Consider the following 15,581-nt stretch of genomic DNA (forward strand, 5'->3'; position numbering starts at 1 on the left):
CATTTTAATAGGCTTAAGGTTTAAATTCGATTGGTAAAGTGAAGCGAGTACGAACCGCTTTACCTTCTTTTTTTGGTACACTAAAGCGGATTTTTTTTATGATGCTGTCGACAACGGGTTTAATTTCAGGGTATGGGTTTTGTAATACTTCGATTAAAGTAACTTTACCGTTTTCATCTATAAAAACATCGAGCTTTACAATAAATACATCGACACCTTGGCGGGTTAAACTTTTTGGTATTACCGCTTTTACAGGTGTGAGTGGTACGGGCGGCCTATCAAGGTCGCTTAGGCTAAATGCATCCCAATTTACACTCATTGATTGCCATTGTGGCGCGCTTACTTTTACGTTAGGTGTATCGGGTTTTACAATACTTAAATTGCTGTTGATCTTAATTTTTACGGCTTGAATAGACGCGCCTGCACCTTCTACCGCCAAGCTTTGCATTGGCTCACTTGTTTGCTGTTGCGATATTGATGGAGGAGGGGGCGGTGGCAGTGCCACCATGGCAACCTCACGTACAACCACTTTGTCTTGTATATGATGTTCGGCAAGTTGCCCAAGCCATAAAAGCAGTAATGCAGCACTAAGTACAATGAGGCTAAGGCCAAATGCAAACAGTGGATGGCGATTGTTTTTTGTTTTTTGAAGCGAGTTAATCGTGTGCATATTATTGCTTCGTAGCTAAGTTAACTTGCGCCGCGCCTGCCAGCTTTGCTTCGTCAATTACTTGAACAAGTAATTCAGTAGGTACTGTTTTATCAGCTTGAATAACCACAGGGCGTTGTTGCTGTTTTAACATTTGCTCGACACTACTACGCACGCCAGCAACACCAATTTGGCTACCATCAAAAAATACTTGTTGGTTGTCGGTTATTGCTAAAAATATAACTTGCTGCTCAAGACGGCTGGCCGATACGGCTTGTGGTTTATCAACCTCAACACCGCTTTCGCGTACAAATACGGTTGTAACAATAAAAAATATTAGCAATATAAATACCACATCAAGTAGTGGCGACATATCGATATGTTGCCCCGCTTCTTGCTCTAGCTTGTGCTTTAATCGTGATTGCATAGTGTTACCCTAACTGTTTACTTAACGTATGTAATTTAGGATTACGCTGCGAATACGCTAAGTAAGCTTGCATTAACCACGCGGGAATAGCGCACACAAGGCCCAATTGAGTTGTTAGCAATGCATCACCAATGGCGTCACTCATTAACTCGTTATGGCCCAGCGCCATTACTTTAAATGTATCAAGCAAACCAACAATGGTGCCTAATAAACCAAGTAGCGGAAGAGCGGCAGTTAAAATAGAGCTTACCTCTTGCCAGTAGCCTTTGCGCTGCGCTTGGTATTGTTTAAGGTGCAGTAAGTCATGAAAAATCAGCTGGTATACAAATAAAGCGAGTAAAAGAATACACCAGCAAATAGGGTTACTAACGATTTTTTCAAACATTGGTTTCTCCTTTTTCTAGTTGACTTAGCTGTAATGCAAAGCCTTCTAGTTGGCTGTAGTACGCTTTTGCTTTACGTGATAGCAATGCATTTAATACCAATGCAGGGATGGCAACGACTAAACCCAATTCGGTTGTTATAAGTGCTTGTGCAATACCGCCCGATACAACTTCTGGGTCACCTGAGCCAAACAAGGTCATCATTTTAAATGTTTCAATCATGCCGCTAACAGTACCTAACAAGCCAAGTAGTGGAGCTACTGCAGCTGTAACGGCAATAGCGCCAATAAAGTTATCGAGTTTATGCTTATCGTGAATTAACTGATTAAATAATTGATCGTCTCGTACTTGGCCTTTTTCGCTTTGCAGCGTTAAGTTAAATAGCTGCTGCTGCATACCTGCAAATTCACTGCTATTTTCAGCTTTAAAAAGTTGCTGTAATTGCATTTGAGAGTGCATTTTAATTTTACTTAAACGCAGTAGTTGCGCGGCTTTTAATAGCGCAATGGTTAGTGCAAAGCAGGCAAATAAAATAATAGGGATAGCCCATAAACCGCCTTTCTCTAGGTGTTCAAGCGGACTTTCTTGTTGGGCTTGGCTAGTTACTAAGTGCGTTAAACTAGGATCAAAAGTAAGTAATGTTGAGCCTACACCGTTTTGCTTTAAAGTATTATCGAGTGGGTTATCGTCACTTGTAGATTGTACTAACGCTACTTTTAATGCATTAGATTCATCATCCAAATTTAATAAACCCATAAGTTTAGGTTTTTGCGTACTAAACCATGCAACAGGCCCTACTTGAAGGGTATTAGCTTGGCTTAATTCGCCATTACTTAGCACAATCGATTGTTTTTTAAACTGCGGATAAAGTGCCTGTTCTTGATTATTAATTTGCGATATAACGCGGCTTAATAACTCATTTTGATTATTAGTCGCGTTGTTATTACCTGAACCATTGCCTGCATTATTACCGGTACTATTGCTGGTATTTTGGCGCACAAAACGGCTAAGTAAGTTTAATTGATATTGCTGTTGCTGTTGCCAAGTGTCTAATCGGGTTTGTAACTGATCGAGGCTTAATGTATTTTCGTCAGCTAGGCGGCGATTAACTGCGGCTTGTTCGCGTAATTTACTGAGCGATTGCTGCTTGGTAAAAATTTGCTTTGCAAGGGTCGCTTGCTCTTTTGAAATACTATTTTGAGTTTTACTTAGAGTACGTTGCGCTGTTTTAATATCAGTTAAAATACTTTGTTTAGCATCATCACTGCTAGCTGCAAAAGAAATGTTTGCACTTAAAAGTAACACTGTGGCGCTAAATACTTTAATTATGCTGTTAGTAGCCATTATTTAGCCCCTTGCTGGTTTTTATTTACATAACTTAATATTGGGAGTGTTACCCAATCAGCAGCGCGCTTTTTTTGCTGTACAGCAATACCCAGTGCAACTTGCTCAGCATTAATGCTTGGGTCAAATTCCCACTGCCAACCTAAGTCACTTGGAAAACCAATACCTACGTAACTTAAATCTTCGCTTACAAACCATGCTTGTGCTGCACCTAAATAAAGCTGCTTTACCCACACTTCTTGCCCGTCAGGATGCTTAATAGCCATTTCGTGAATTGAAATACGTTGTTGAAAATCATTAAGTAGAGTCAGCATTTTTAGCGCTGTTTGTAATTTGTCAGTTGTACTGAGCTGTGAGTCGCTTAAATCACCAGTGTTTTTCCAACTACTTAAAAGTGGCGGGGGTAATTGCACTTGTAATGAAAGTAATTGCCCAGAAATACGTGCTAGTTGATCATTTAATTGCTGTTGATCATTTTCAAGTTCTGATTGCTTAGTAACAAGCTGTTCGCGTTTTTGGGCAAGCTCACTGGTGCTTTTTTTTCTACGCTGATTAAGCTCGCTAAGTTGCTGCTGCTCAGCATTTAGAAGCGTTAAGGTTTGCTCCATGCTGCTTTTTCGTTCAAGCCAATGAGTATTTAATTCTGTGTTTTGATTTTCTATTTGTAGCCATTTATTAACGAGTTGTTCTAGCTCACTAACAGTGTCGGCCTTTACTGCCATGGTGCTACAAAGCGCGATAACTACGCTAATTGGTTTAATTAAGCTTCGCATTACTTAACAACAATCCTGAAAGTTACGACAAGCAATTACAGGGACGTAATTACTGTTAATTTTTGAGTGTGTATACAATATAGGAATTCACATAACAATGCAATTGATAACAGTTATCGTTTACATTGCGTTGTTTGAGTGGTAGGATTTCGCCGAAATTAAATATGTACCTTAAATTAACAATAGTTAAGTGCTTAATAAAAATTACGGAGTAACCATGAGTAAGCCATCGAATAAAGTAAATACCTACGTGAAGCCAATTGCAGCGGTTGTTACAGCAACGCTTTCAACTTGGGCAAGTGCACAAGATGTTCAAGAGCTGGCTGTAGTAAAAGCACAAACGGTAACTGAGTCTAGCTATGTTGTTGAAAAATCAACGTCGCATAAATACACTCAACCGCTACTTGATACAGCTAAAACTGTAACAGTAATTAACCAAGCGGTAATGAAAGATAGAAACGTAGATAGCTTACGTGATGCTTTGCGTAATGTTTCAGGTATTTCTTTAGCAGCAGGTGAGGGTGGTTCACCTACTGGCGATAGCATGTCGATTCGTGGTTTTAGTGCTACAAATGATATTTTTGTAGATGGTATTCGTGATGTTGCAGGTTATACACGTGATATTTACAACATTGAAGCCGTTGAAGTTGCAAAAGGCCCAGGCTCAGCAGTTTCTGGTCGTGGCGCAACAGGTGGTAGTGTTAATTTAGAAAGTAAAAAGGCGAAGTTAGACAGCTTTAACGACGTTTCGCTACGTTTAGGCACAGAAAACGATTACCGTGGTCGTTTTGATACTAACATTCAAGTAAACGACACAAGCGCACTACGTATAAACCTTCTTACTGATAAAGGTGATGTTGCAGGTCGTGACCATATTGAAAATGAAACAAATGCTGTTGCGTTTGCATTTGCAACAGGGCTTGGTACAAACAGCCGTTTTGATTTAAACCTAGAGTATCAACGCCAAGACAATTTACCAGATTACGGCATTCCGTGGGTTTACAGTGATACGCCAGTAGCTGAACTTGCAGATAGCGCGCGCTCACCTTCTCCTGTCGATTTTGATAATTTTTACGGTAATATTTATCGTGATTACGAAGATATTGAAGCCTACTCAACAACAGCTCGTTATGAGTATGATTTTTCTCAAAATACTACGTTACGTGTTCAAGGTCGTTTAGGTAAAGTAAAACGTGAATCAGTAACAACTGCACCGCGTTACTTCTCTGTTACAACAGACACTGACATTACCTTTGCAGATGAAAAAACACGTGATACAGAAAATTCACTTGCTGCACTTCAAGTTGATTTAATTGGTAACTATGAATTTGCTGGCTTTACTCACGATGTTGTAGTGGGTGTTGAGCTTGCAAATGAAACGTTTACACGCCATAACTTTGTTGCCACTACGCCTGATAACCTAATTGAAGATGGAATACGCAACGACTTATACAACCCTGATGCAACAATTGCATTTACGGGTGTGTACGGCCGTGACGGTACAAGCATTGAGGCTAAAGCTAAAAACCAAGCTATTTATGCATTTGATACAGTGACACTTAACAAGCAATGGGAAGTTACAGGCGGAATTCGCTTTGATAGCTTCACTACGGATTATCACAACGATTACAATGACCCAAGCGCTTTAATTTCTACAAGTGACGACTTATTTAGCTGGAATGCAGCTGTAGTTTATAAACCTACAGAAAATGGCAGTGTATATTTAGGCGCAGGTAATTCATTTAACCCATCGGCTGAAAGCCTAACGGTATCTACGCGTTCAAATGCAGCTGATTTAGATGCAGAAGAAAGCCGTAGTTATGAATTAGGAACTAAATGGAGCCTAATGGATGGTCGCCTGCAAACTAATGCTGCACTTTTCCGTACTGAAAAAACCAATGCCCGTACTGATGACCCATTTGCAGATAGCTCAAGTGATGAAATACTCGGTGGTGAACAGCGCGTACAAGGTTTAGAGCTTTCAGCAACTGGGCTAATTACTAAAGAGTGGACTGTAATTGCTTCATACACTTACCAAGATAGCGAAGTAACTAAAGCATTAGGCGACGACGCAACTCAAATTGGTAACGAGCTTGCACGTACGCCTAAAAATAGCGCGAGTGTTTGGACTACGTACGATATGTCGGATAAATTATCGTTTGGTTTAGGTGCGCAATATGTAGGTGAGCGTTACAACGGGACTACGTCAACACGCTCTCGTGCGCCAGGTTATACTATTTTTGACCTGATGGTTGCGTATGACATATCAAAAGATTTGAGTCTGCAGTTTAATGGTGAAAACCTAGGTGATAAAGATTACGTTGATCAGTTAGGTGGTGGACACTTTGTACCAGGTGATGGTCGTAAGTTTAGCTTAACAGCGAGCTACTCTTTCTAAGAGTAAAATAAGTACGGCATAAAAGGGCAGAGTTAACTCTGCCCTTAATTATTTGATGAAAATGTGAGAGGGCGCACATGCTAGTTAAAATTCCAGAGCTACTAACGAAAGAAGAAGTGGCGTATTGTCATGAGGTTTTGCTTAAAGCGCAGTGGGCCGATGGCAGTATTACCGCAGGGCATCAATCAACCAAAGCAAAAAATAACTTACAGCTACCTGAAAATAGCCCTGAATGCCAAGAGCTTGGCGACATTATTATGGCAGCACTTGCGCGTAGTAATTTGTTTATGTCGGCAGCGCTCCCCGCAAAAATTTTTCCTCCGCTTTTTAACTGTTATCAAGGTGGGCAATCGTTTGGTGTGCATGTAGATAATGCGATTAGACAAGTGCCGGGTACGCCAGTAAAAATTCGTACAGATGTATCAATGACGTTATTTATTAATGACCCCGAAGACTATGAGGGCGGTGAACTTGTTATTGAAGACACTTATGGCTCACACAGCGTAAAGCTGCCAGCAGGCAGTATGGTGTTGTACCCTTCAACGAGTTTACATCGTGTAATGCCAGTAACGAGTGGGCGCAGATTAGCCTCATTCTTTTGGTTACAGAGCATGGTAAACAGCGACGAAAAACGTGGTTTACTCTTTGATTTAGATATGTCGATTCAAAGTTTGCGCAGCAAAGTAGAAGATAGCCCAGAGATTATTCAATTAACAGGGGTTTATCATAACTTGCTAAGGCAGTGGGCGCAGACATAACGAAGATACTCGTTATTAAATATTGGATATTAGATATAAGTAATTAAAAGCTGTGCTTTTCGCGTGAGTAAGCTCTACGCCTACGACGCAGCCATAAAATTGAATTCGGTGTTTAAAATGCTCGGTATGCGCGGCTTGATGCCGCGCACTTATTGTAAGCGCAAAGCTTGTTTTACTTAACCCTTATAACCGTTAGGGTTATTTGACTGCCAGCGCCAGGTATCTTGCATCATTTCATCAATACCGCGCACAGCTTCCCAGCCAAGTTCATTAAGTGCTTTTTCTGGCGCTGCATAACACGCTGCAATATCACCCGGGCGGCGAGGTGAAACCTGATAAGGTACAGCTTGATCACTTGCTTTAATAAATGCATTAACCATTTGTAGTACAGAGTAACCATTACCAGTACCTAGGTTATAAACTAATGCACCCGTACTGCTGGCAATTTTATCAAGCGCTTTTAAATGACCAATAGCTAAATCTACAACGTGTATATAGTCGCGTACACCTGTGCCATCAACTGTGTCGTAGTCATCACCAAATACAGCGAGTTGCTTTAATTTACCTACCGCTACTTGTGCGATAAACGGTAAAAGGTTGTTTGGAATACCATTAGGATCTTCACCAATTAAGCCCGACTCATGTGCACCCACTGGGTTAAAGTAACGCAAAATAGCAAACGCAAAGCGCTCATCTGATTTGGCGATATCTTGTAGCATCATCTCAACCATCAGCTTAGATGTGCCGTACGGGTTAGTAGTACCGCCTACAGGAAAGTCTTCTTTAATTGGTAAGCTTGCAGGGTCGCCGTATACTGTGGCTGACGAGCTAAATACTAATTTAAATACACCAGCATCGCGCATTGCATCAACAAGCGTAAGCGTACCTTGTACATTGTTTTGATAGTACTCAATGGGCTTTGCTACCGACTCGCCTACTGATTTTAAGCCCGCAAAATGTATAACACTATCAACCGTGTGTTTTGCAAATACTGAATCTAAAAAGAATTTATCGAGAATATCGCCTTGGTAAAAAGTGGCCTCTTTGCCTGTAATATTCTTTACGCGCGCAAGTGATTCTTGTGATGAGTTACTTAAATTATCAATAACAACAACATCGTTACCTTGCTGTAAAAGTTCTAAAACAGTGTGCGAGCCAATATAGCCAGCGCCACCGGTTACTAAAATAGTCATGAAAGCTCCGTGGGTACCTTTTATCAATTGAGTTAATTTCACCATAAATAGAGGTGATTTACATGCTTTATCTGTAATTTCTATAGTTTAAATAACATCTTTTTTTAATAACGGTAAATTAATCACTTTTGATTACATTTCACTCAGTAGAAGTAACACTTTATACGTAAGATTAAGTTATAGTTAATAAACAAGTGCTAAAATGAGTCTAGTAATAGCTAATGCTAGGTTTACTCCAATCTACACTTTTGTGATTGGTCTACCTCTTTGGAGAAAGATATGAATTTAGTTAAAAAAATAGCAACAACAATGTGTATTGCATTACCTGCGCTTGCCCATGCTGGTGAGTCTGTTGTTAAATGGCATGACTTTAATGATTATCGTGATGTGCGAGCGTCAAACCAAACAAAGAGCTCATATCACAAAAGTGTGGCAGCAAGTTTCGAAAAGCATATGGCTAAACTAGCCGAGCAATTGCCAAAAGATTATAAATTAAACGTAGAGTTTACAGATTTAGATTTAGCAGGTGATGTGCGTTATGGCGGTATGGACGAAATTCGTGTAGTAAAACCAATTTACTTTCCACGCATTAAGTTAAATTATTCGTTAACCGATAACGACGGTACAGTGCTAAGTAAAGATACTGATGTGGAGCTTAAAGATATGGGCTTTATGGATAAAATTAAAATGGGCCGCGACGAATCATTTTATTACGAAAAACGCTTACTAACAGAGTGGTTTGGTGAACAAATATTACCAAGTTTAGATTAACTGAAAATAAAAATGCCGCTAAATAGCGGCATTTTTATTTTTAAGCTTTACTTAAAAGTAGCTAACAACGTGAGTATTTGTTGTAACTTAATAACGGTTGTTTTCAGTTTTTCTTCTTCAAAACCATCGTTAGATAAGCTTTCAACATCAGCAGCTACGTCGAGTACGTAAGGCTTAAAACGTTTAGCTTCAAAGCTAAAGCCTGAATCGGCAGTAAATAAGGCTTTAAACTTACCGTGACCTTGCTGTTGAAGCTCGTCGAGTTTTTTGTCAGCATCAAGTGCCTGACGGTAAACAATTTTTAAGTTGGCATTGAGTTGTTCAATAATAGAATCCATGGTTTTCCTAAAGCTTTGCACTGCATTGCCGACATAATACTTGGATTACATTTAAAAGTCAGGTTTGTTATATGAATATATCAGGCACAAGTTTACCCGCTGTTTCTGGCTCAGGCCAAGGCAGTGAGCTTTACAGCGCTGCTTTATCTAAAAAGCAGCAGTTAGCAGATGGCGCGGCGGCTCTTGCACTTATTGAAGGTGCTGCACAATCGTCAAGTGCGCAAACACCGGCTAAATCGGTAACAGCATCATTGGGTAACAACGTAAATATATACGTTTAAATGCTGTTTTAAATTAGCTTAAGATCGATAGGTGTTTTGCTTTTTTGACCACCGATTTCTCTTACTAATTTAGGCACTAAAAATCCAGGCAGAGCTTTTAATAGCTCTGCCATTATTTCAATTGCTTGCGCTTCATTAATATCAAAGTGGCTCGCCCCTTCAACTTTATCTAGCAAATACAAATAATACGGCAATACGTCTGCGTCAAATAACGCTTCGCTTAAATTTATTTGCGCATCAACCGTATCGTTCACATCTTTTAAAATTACAGCTTGGTTTAGAAGCGTTACGTTTGCTTGTTTAAGCTTTTGCATGGCAGCTTTAAAATCAGCGTCTATTTCGTTTGCGTGGTTTATGTGATTAATAAAAATAATTTTTAATGACGACTTTGCTAATCGTTCACATAACTCATCGGTAACTCGCGCCGGTATAACTACTGGCAAACGGCTATGAATTCGCATTCGTTTTATTTGTGGTAATTGCTCAAGCTCATCCAAAAACCAGCTTATTGCATCGTCTTTGGCCATCAGTGGATCGCCACCACTTAAAATCACTTCGTTTATATTGCTATCTGATTTTATATAGCTCAGTGTTTCTAGCAGACTTTTTTTATTGAGTTGGTTTTCTTGATACGGAAAATGCCTTCTAAAGCAGTAACGACAATTGACAGCACAGCCGGTTTTAAACATCACTAAAACACGCGATTTGTATTTATGTAAAACGCCTGGTTGGTCGTTATCTTGCTCAAGTAGGGGATCTTTATTAAAACCCGATTTAGTCAAAAATTCTTGATGGCGTGGCATAACTTGTAGCAAAAGAGGATCGTTTGGATCGCCTTTGCGTATTTTTTTTATAAAAGGGATAGGCACGCGTACCGGAAATAAACTACGGGCTTTTAGGTCGTTTTCATGGACTTGGCTCGATAAACCGACCATTTCAAGCAAGGTTTTTGGGCAGGTAACTACATTTGCTAATTCTTTTTGCCAGTTTTTATGCAAATTTGCTTCATTTCTTTGTATCATTGGCATGTAGATTACTCGAAAAAATATAAATAGAGGAAACGATGGCGAATTATAGCACCAACGAGTTCAAGGGCGGCCTAAAAATTATGATGGACGGCGAGCCTTGCAGTATCTTAGAAAATGAAATGGTAAAACCTGGTAAAGGCCAGGCGTTTAACCGTGTTCGTATCCGTAAACTTATCTCTGGTAAGGTGCTTGAAAAAACCTTTAAATCGGGTGAATCAGTTGAAGGTGCTGATGTAATGGATACTGATTTAGCGTATCTATACACAGACGGCGAATTTTGGCATTTCATGAACAACGAAACATTTGAGCAAATTGCTGCTGACGAAAAAGCACTAGGCGATTCAGTAAAATGGTTAGTTGAAAATGATTTATGCACAATTACATTATGGAACGGCAGCCCTATTGCTGTTACACCACCTAACTTTGTTGAGCTTGAGATCACTGAAACAGATCCTGGCCTTAAAGGCGATACAGCGGGTACTGGTGGTAAACCAGCAACGCTTAGCACAGGCGCTGTGGTACGAGTTCCATTATTCGTACAAATTGGCGAAGTAATTAAAGTAGACACTCGTAACGGTGAATACGTAAGCCGTGTTAAGTAAGCTTTAACATTGTTTATAAAATCCCAGCTTACGCTGGGATTTTTTTTTGGAGAAAATATGTCAGCAGATCTTTGGGCCCCAAGCGCAAGCATTGAAACACTAAAACAACGCGCATCGATATTACGTAGCATCCGTGAATTTTTTTATGTACGTGATGTTTTAGAAGTAGAAACGCCAAGCTTAAGTGCTGCCAGTGTAACCGATGTGCACTTAGCTAGTTTTAATACCAAATTTGTAGGTCCAGGGCATGCTGGTGGGCTTCCTCTGTTTTTACAAACATCTCCAGAGTTTGCCATGAAACGCTTGTTAGCAGCAGGCTCAGGCGCTATTTTTCAGCTTTGTAAAGCATTTAGAAATGAAGAAGCGGGTAGCCATCATAATCCTGAATTTACTATGCTGGAATGGTATCGCCCAGGCTTTGATGAATTTACACTTATGGATGAAATGGATGAGCTAATGCAACTTGTTTTAGGTGTCGAGCCTGCAACTAGACTTACTTATCAGCAAGCGTTTGAACAAGCACTCGGCCTCGATCCTTTAACAGCAAGCATAGAGCAATTAAAGCAATTAGCGTGTAAGCAGGGGTTTGCTGATATAGCCCAAAACGAAACGCATAAAGATACATTACTGCAATTATTGTTTTGTATGAAAGTGGAGCCAACAATAGGACAAGAAAAACCGTGTTTTGTTTATCATTTTCCAGCTTCTCAAGCGGCCCTTGCACAAATTTGTGAACATGATGCACGCGTAGCAGGGCGCTTTGAGCTTTATTACAAAAATATGGAATTGGCTAACGGCTTTAACGAATTAACAAATGCTAGTGAGCAAGCTAAACGATTTAACGAAGATAACGCATACCGCGCTAACAACGGTTTAAAGCAAGTACCAATGGATACACGTTTAATTAAAGCGCTAGAACATGGATTACCACAATGCGCAGGGGTTGCTTTGGGTATAGATAGGCTTGTAATGCTCGCAACAAATAAAGAGAAAATTAAAGACGTAATAGCATTTGATGTGCAAAGAGCATAATGCTTAGCCTGTAGGCGTAGGTGGAATATTTGTAGGTGCGAATTTATTTCGCGCTCATGTAATTTAACTTTATAAAAAGCGAGGTATAAAACCTCACCTACAAATAAAAACACCGCGTTTAATTTAAACGCGGTGTTTTTATTTGCTTGCTGTAGCTTTCATTTGAAAGCCAACGGCTGTGCTTTACAGATTAAGCGTAAACGTAACACCTGCAACACGAGGCTCACCTAATTGTGTGTAGGTATGCGTTGCGTAACCATCTTGTGGATCGTTACCAAACTCAAAACCACGTGTAGGGACTGTCTCGTCAAACACGTTACGAGCCCACGCGCGAACTGCCCACATGTCTGCTTCGTAGCCAAAGCTTAAGTTAACTAAGTTGCTGCTTGGTGCCTGTGAGTTATGACTATCTGAGAAGTAGTAGTCGTCCTTACCTTCAACACCAATCATACCGTAAAGCTCACTTGTAAAGTTATAGCGAGCAGTAAACGCATACTGGTATTTAGGTGACTGTGCTTGCTCACGACCGTCTTGGTTTAAGCCAGACTGCGTTACAAAGTCATCTATTTCAGTGTTTAAGTAACCAGCACTACCCGTTAAAAATAGATTATCAGTTAGTTGGTAACTACCTTCAACTTCTAATCCGTAGTTGCTACCAGAACTTGCGTTATCAACATAACCGGTAAATTGCTGACCTTCTACTTGCCATGCTTTTAACTGAATATCGTCGCGGTGCATGTAAAATGCAGCTAAGCGAAGCGTAAATTTGTCATCAAGCGATGAGCCTTTAACACCAAATTCGCCGCTCCATAAATATTCAGGGTCGAAACTGGTGTGTTGCTGGAAAAAATCAGCGCTTAGGTTTAAGCCTTCATCTTTTGCTTTAGCCAGCGCTTCTGAGTTAATACCGCCAGCTTTGTAGCCACGGGTAATGCTTGCGTAGATCATCGTACGGTCAATTACTTGATATTCAAGTGCTATTTTACCGCCAACCATTACATCGTCAGTATCTTCTATAAAGCCATTGCTATCGGTGTAGTCACCTTTGTATTGCTCTACACGTAAACCTGTAATTAATGTGGTTTTAGGGCCAATTGGAGTCGCTACTTGACCATATACTGCAACGTTGCTCGTTTCGTAAGTTGAAGAAAACGGGCTTGCTAACCATGTGTATTGGCGCTCTAAATCAACGTCACGGTTTTGGTAATAAATACCCGCAACCCAGTTACCCGTTTTAGAATTAAACTGTAAATCTACAGACTGATCGTCGCGATCGCGGCTGTATAAATCAGTTGAGCTGTATCCATCTGGATGTAAGCCAGCAGCACATAACTTTGGCTCACTTGTATCGTTACATACCCAGTCTTCGTCAAAGCTGTAAAGTAATTCGGTATCAATAGCCGACAGGTTTAGATTTACATCAAAAGCGTCAAAACCCGTGTAAGTATTCTTGACACCTATAGCGTAGCTTTCTTGATTATCTTGGCCTGGTTCATCGGCAACACTATTGCGGCTGTTATCAAGCGTAAACGCATCGTATCCGTTATTAATATCGATATAATGCAGGTTTAGCTCAGTATTTAAATGCTTTGTAAGCTGGCTGTTTATTTTAAAGCGGGCTACTTGTTCGTCTTGATTTTGTGTTTCGTCATTTAAGTACAAGTTATCTACGTAACCGTCTGACTTTCTGCGAAAGTAGCTAACGCGTGCGCTAGTGTCATCTGTTAAGCCTGTACTTGCTGCAATACCTGCTTCGCGGGTGTTATACGTGCCAGCACCTACTTGTAATTTTAAACTTGGATCGCTCGTGGCTTTAGCTGAACCCATTTGGATCATACCGGCCATACCGTCTGCGCCAAAGCGTGTACCTTGTGGGCCACGATAAATTTCTACTTGGTCTATATCAAATAATAATGAGCTGCCACCAAGACCAGAATAGTTAATACCATCAATAACTAAGCCTACAGATGGATTAATAGGGTCTACAAATTGTGAGCGAAGTCCCACGCCACGAATTTGAATATAACGACCACGCGACGCACCAGATGCAAAATTTACATTGGCGGTACTGCCTAACATTTCGTCTAAGTAACTTGCACCACGTTGATTAATTTCATCTTCGCTGAATAAGCTCGCACTCGCGCTTAAAGTTTGAATGCTTTCGCGCTGAAAATCGCCGGTTACAACAATTCTTTCTAGGTCGCTATCATCAGCGTTAGCTGCAATTGGTGCACCAAGCAGCGGTAAAAGTGCGGCAGTAATTAAAGACAAACGTAAGTTCATTGGGTTACTTAACTCCATTTTAGGGACTCGTATGGTAGCAATTATTTAAACACATGTGCTATAAACGCGGCAATTATACGTTAAATAATCAGGATTACTAATATGACCTTTAAAGTTGACTTCAAAGTACGTGATTACGAATGTGACTTACAAGGTATCGTAAATAACAGTGTTTATTTTAATTATTTAGAGCATGCTCGCCATGAATTCTTGTACGCACACGGTATTGATTTTGCTCAATTAGCGAAAGATAAAATTAACCTAGTCGTGATGCGCAGCGAAATGGACTATAAACATTCACTATTACCAGGTGATGAATTTTATGTGGCTGTGGAGCCGCAGCGTATTAGTCGTTTAAAATTTGCGTTTAAGCAAACGGTTATACGTAAAAGCGATGAAAAAGTAATGCTCAATGCACTGGTTATAGGAACGTCTGTTAATGAAAAAGGTAGACCGTTTTTACCTGAGCAAATAGATAACGTATTTAAAACTACAACTTAGTACTTAATCGCATAACTTTTGAACTATCATAGAACAAAAATTTACATTTAAAACATGCATTTTTAACGGATAAAGGGCATAAATATTGTTACAATTACATTAATTAGACAATTAGTTAGTAGTAGCATGAAATTAGCAGCAATACCGATGCTTATAGTCGGTTTATGTGTTGGTTGCGCATCAACAGGGACGGTTACCAGTGAGCAGCTTAAATACACCCAATGGCAATTATCACGTGTTGATGGTTTAGCAATTCCACCTTCGTTTAATGCATCAATGAGCTTTATTGAAGCACTGCAAGTAAACGGTTTTGCTGGCTGTAACAAATTTTTTGGTGAAGGCTCGCTTGAAGAAAGTAACCTTACCGTAAGTAAATTAGGAATGACGCGCAAGTCGTGCGGCGAAGACCTTGATGAGTTTGAGCAGCAGTTATTACAAGCCTTAAAGCAAGGTGCCGAGCTTAAAATGCAAGGCCAGCAATTAGTCATGCAAGGCGAGCAAACATTTGTGTTTATCCCTAAATAATTTTAAGTTTTTGAAAAACAGCCCCTTGCGGGCAGTTTTTAACTGACGTACACTCAGCGCAGATTTGATGGATAACACCTTCAAATTAACGAACAGAATTTATATATCAATACTTGTCGGAGTGCCAAAGCTAAGTAATTAGTTTTTGGCTGAGATCGCGAAAGCGGGATCCGTGAACCTGATCAGGTTAATACCTGCGTAGGGAACAAGCTGCCTAAAATGGGACGCTTGTGCGTCTTTTTTTATGCGCACAATAAAGTGATTTATTTTTTAGGCTGCAAAGTAGCATGTACGC

At 40.1% G+C, this 15,581-nt stretch carries 17 protein-coding genes and 1 riboswitch; of the genes, 8 read left to right on the top strand and 9 right to left on the bottom strand.

Annotation, left to right across the window (positions count from 1 at the left end; translation table 11 throughout):
• Positions 1-13 precede the first annotated feature (13 nt).
• Genes I6F44_RS00925 through I6F44_RS00945 form a run of 5 tightly spaced genes read right to left on the bottom strand, consistent with a single transcriptional unit; the run spans position 14 to position 3,576 of the window.
• Positions 14-670, bottom strand: coding sequence for an energy transducer TonB (locus I6F44_RS00925; protein WP_121953665.1), 657 nt, complete (start codon positions 668-670; stop codon positions 14-16).
• 1 nt (position 671) lies between these two features.
• Entirely contained in the window at positions 672-1,076 is a 405-nt protein-coding gene (locus tag I6F44_RS00930) for an ExbD/TolR family protein (RefSeq protein WP_036981164.1), read from the bottom strand.
• 4 nt (positions 1,077-1,080) lie between these two features.
• A complete protein-coding gene (locus I6F44_RS00935; RefSeq protein WP_002960812.1) occupies positions 1,081-1,461 on the bottom strand; it encodes a MotA/TolQ/ExbB proton channel family protein in 381 nt (126 codons plus the stop codon).
• Complete coding sequence (locus I6F44_RS00940) at positions 1,454-2,803, bottom strand: MotA/TolQ/ExbB proton channel family protein (RefSeq protein ID WP_121953666.1); 1,350 nt, start codon at positions 2,801-2,803, stop codon at positions 1,454-1,456. Before I6F44_RS00940 ends, I6F44_RS00935 begins: the two co-directional genes overlap by 8 nt.
• The gene (locus I6F44_RS00945; protein ID WP_197173142.1) at positions 2,803-3,576 is read right to left on the bottom strand and encodes a DUF3450 family protein; all 774 of its coding nucleotides are present in this window, start codon (positions 3,574-3,576) and stop codon (positions 2,803-2,805) included. Before I6F44_RS00945 ends, I6F44_RS00940 begins: the two co-directional genes overlap by 1 nt.
• Before the next feature lie 217 nt (positions 3,577-3,793).
• Here I6F44_RS00945 and I6F44_RS00950 point away from each other — a divergent pair, with 217 nt between their 5' ends.
• Both I6F44_RS00950 and I6F44_RS00955 read left to right on the top strand, forming a co-directional pair.
• Positions 3,794-5,974: a TonB-dependent receptor gene (locus I6F44_RS00950; protein ID WP_121953668.1), complete on the top strand. Its 2,181-nt coding sequence runs from the start codon at positions 3,794-3,796 to the stop codon at positions 5,972-5,974.
• A gap of 77 nt (positions 5,975-6,051) precedes the next feature.
• Positions 6,052-6,732, top strand: a complete 681-nt coding sequence (locus tag I6F44_RS00955; RefSeq protein WP_007585050.1) for a Fe2+-dependent dioxygenase — start codon at positions 6,052-6,054, stop codon at positions 6,730-6,732.
• 176 nt (positions 6,733-6,908) lie between these two features.
• Here I6F44_RS00955 and galE read toward each other — a convergent pair whose 3' ends face one another.
• Positions 6,909-7,925: a UDP-glucose 4-epimerase GalE gene (gene galE, locus I6F44_RS00960; RefSeq protein ID WP_007585049.1), complete on the bottom strand. Its 1,017-nt coding sequence runs from the start codon at positions 7,923-7,925 to the stop codon at positions 6,909-6,911.
• Positions 7,926-8,204: 279 nt separating this feature from the next.
• Here galE and I6F44_RS00965 point away from each other — a divergent pair, with 279 nt between their 5' ends.
• Positions 8,205-8,696 carry a DUF3016 domain-containing protein gene (locus tag I6F44_RS00965; protein WP_010555263.1) on the top strand — a complete coding sequence of 164 codons (492 nt, stop codon included), beginning with the start codon at positions 8,205-8,207 and terminating at the stop codon, positions 8,694-8,696.
• 47 nt (positions 8,697-8,743) lie between these two features.
• Here I6F44_RS00965 and I6F44_RS00970 read toward each other — a convergent pair whose 3' ends face one another.
• Complete coding sequence (locus I6F44_RS00970; RefSeq protein WP_007585044.1) at positions 8,744-9,034, bottom strand: hypothetical protein; 291 nt, start codon at positions 9,032-9,034, stop codon at positions 8,744-8,746.
• A gap of 71 nt (positions 9,035-9,105) precedes the next feature.
• On the opposite strand from I6F44_RS00970, the gene I6F44_RS00975 reads away from it, so the two are divergent.
• On the top strand, positions 9,106-9,315 hold the full coding sequence (locus I6F44_RS00975; RefSeq protein ID WP_002960797.1) for a hypothetical protein: 210 nt from the start codon (positions 9,106-9,108) through the stop codon (positions 9,313-9,315).
• A gap of 8 nt (positions 9,316-9,323) precedes the next feature.
• Here the strand turns inward: I6F44_RS00975 and epmB are convergent, their stop codons facing one another.
• On the bottom strand, positions 9,324-10,337 hold the full coding sequence (gene epmB / locus I6F44_RS00980) for an EF-P beta-lysylation protein EpmB (protein WP_197173250.1): 1,014 nt from the start codon (positions 10,335-10,337) through the stop codon (positions 9,324-9,326).
• Positions 10,338-10,378: 41 nt separating this feature from the next.
• Between epmB and efp the strand changes: the two genes are divergently transcribed.
• Positions 10,379-10,945 carry an elongation factor P gene (gene efp / locus I6F44_RS00985; RefSeq protein ID WP_010555265.1) on the top strand — a complete coding sequence of 189 codons (567 nt, stop codon included), beginning with the start codon at positions 10,379-10,381 and terminating at the stop codon, positions 10,943-10,945.
• A gap of 57 nt (positions 10,946-11,002) precedes the next feature.
• Positions 11,003-11,977 (top strand): elongation factor P--(R)-beta-lysine ligase, encoded by a 975-nt coding sequence (gene epmA, locus I6F44_RS00990; RefSeq protein WP_197101324.1) that lies wholly within the window; start codon positions 11,003-11,005, stop codon positions 11,975-11,977.
• Positions 11,978-12,160: 183 nt separating this feature from the next.
• Here the strand turns inward: epmA and I6F44_RS00995 are convergent, their stop codons facing one another.
• Complete coding sequence (locus I6F44_RS00995) at positions 12,161-14,278, bottom strand: TonB-dependent receptor (RefSeq protein WP_197173143.1); 2,118 nt, start codon at positions 14,276-14,278, stop codon at positions 12,161-12,163.
• Between the two features lie 84 nt (positions 14,279-14,362).
• Here I6F44_RS00995 and I6F44_RS01000 point away from each other — a divergent pair, with 84 nt between their 5' ends.
• Both I6F44_RS01000 and I6F44_RS01005 read left to right on the top strand, forming a co-directional pair.
• Complete coding sequence (locus tag I6F44_RS01000; protein ID WP_010555268.1) at positions 14,363-14,761, top strand: acyl-CoA thioesterase; 399 nt, start codon at positions 14,363-14,365, stop codon at positions 14,759-14,761.
• Positions 14,762-14,887: 126 nt separating this feature from the next.
• The gene (locus tag I6F44_RS01005; RefSeq protein WP_306344991.1) at positions 14,888-15,286 is read left to right on the top strand and encodes an META domain-containing protein; all 399 of its coding nucleotides are present in this window, start codon (positions 14,888-14,890) and stop codon (positions 15,284-15,286) included.
• A 107-nt stretch (positions 15,287-15,393) separates the two neighbouring features.
• A riboswitch (TPP riboswitch) is annotated at positions 15,394-15,508 on the top strand.
• Positions 15,509-15,581 lie beyond the last annotated feature (73 nt).

It is taken from the genome of Pseudoalteromonas sp. NZS11_1, from assembly GCF_015864275.1.
Classification (GTDB): domain Bacteria; phylum Pseudomonadota; class Gammaproteobacteria; order Enterobacterales; family Alteromonadaceae; genus Pseudoalteromonas; species Pseudoalteromonas arctica.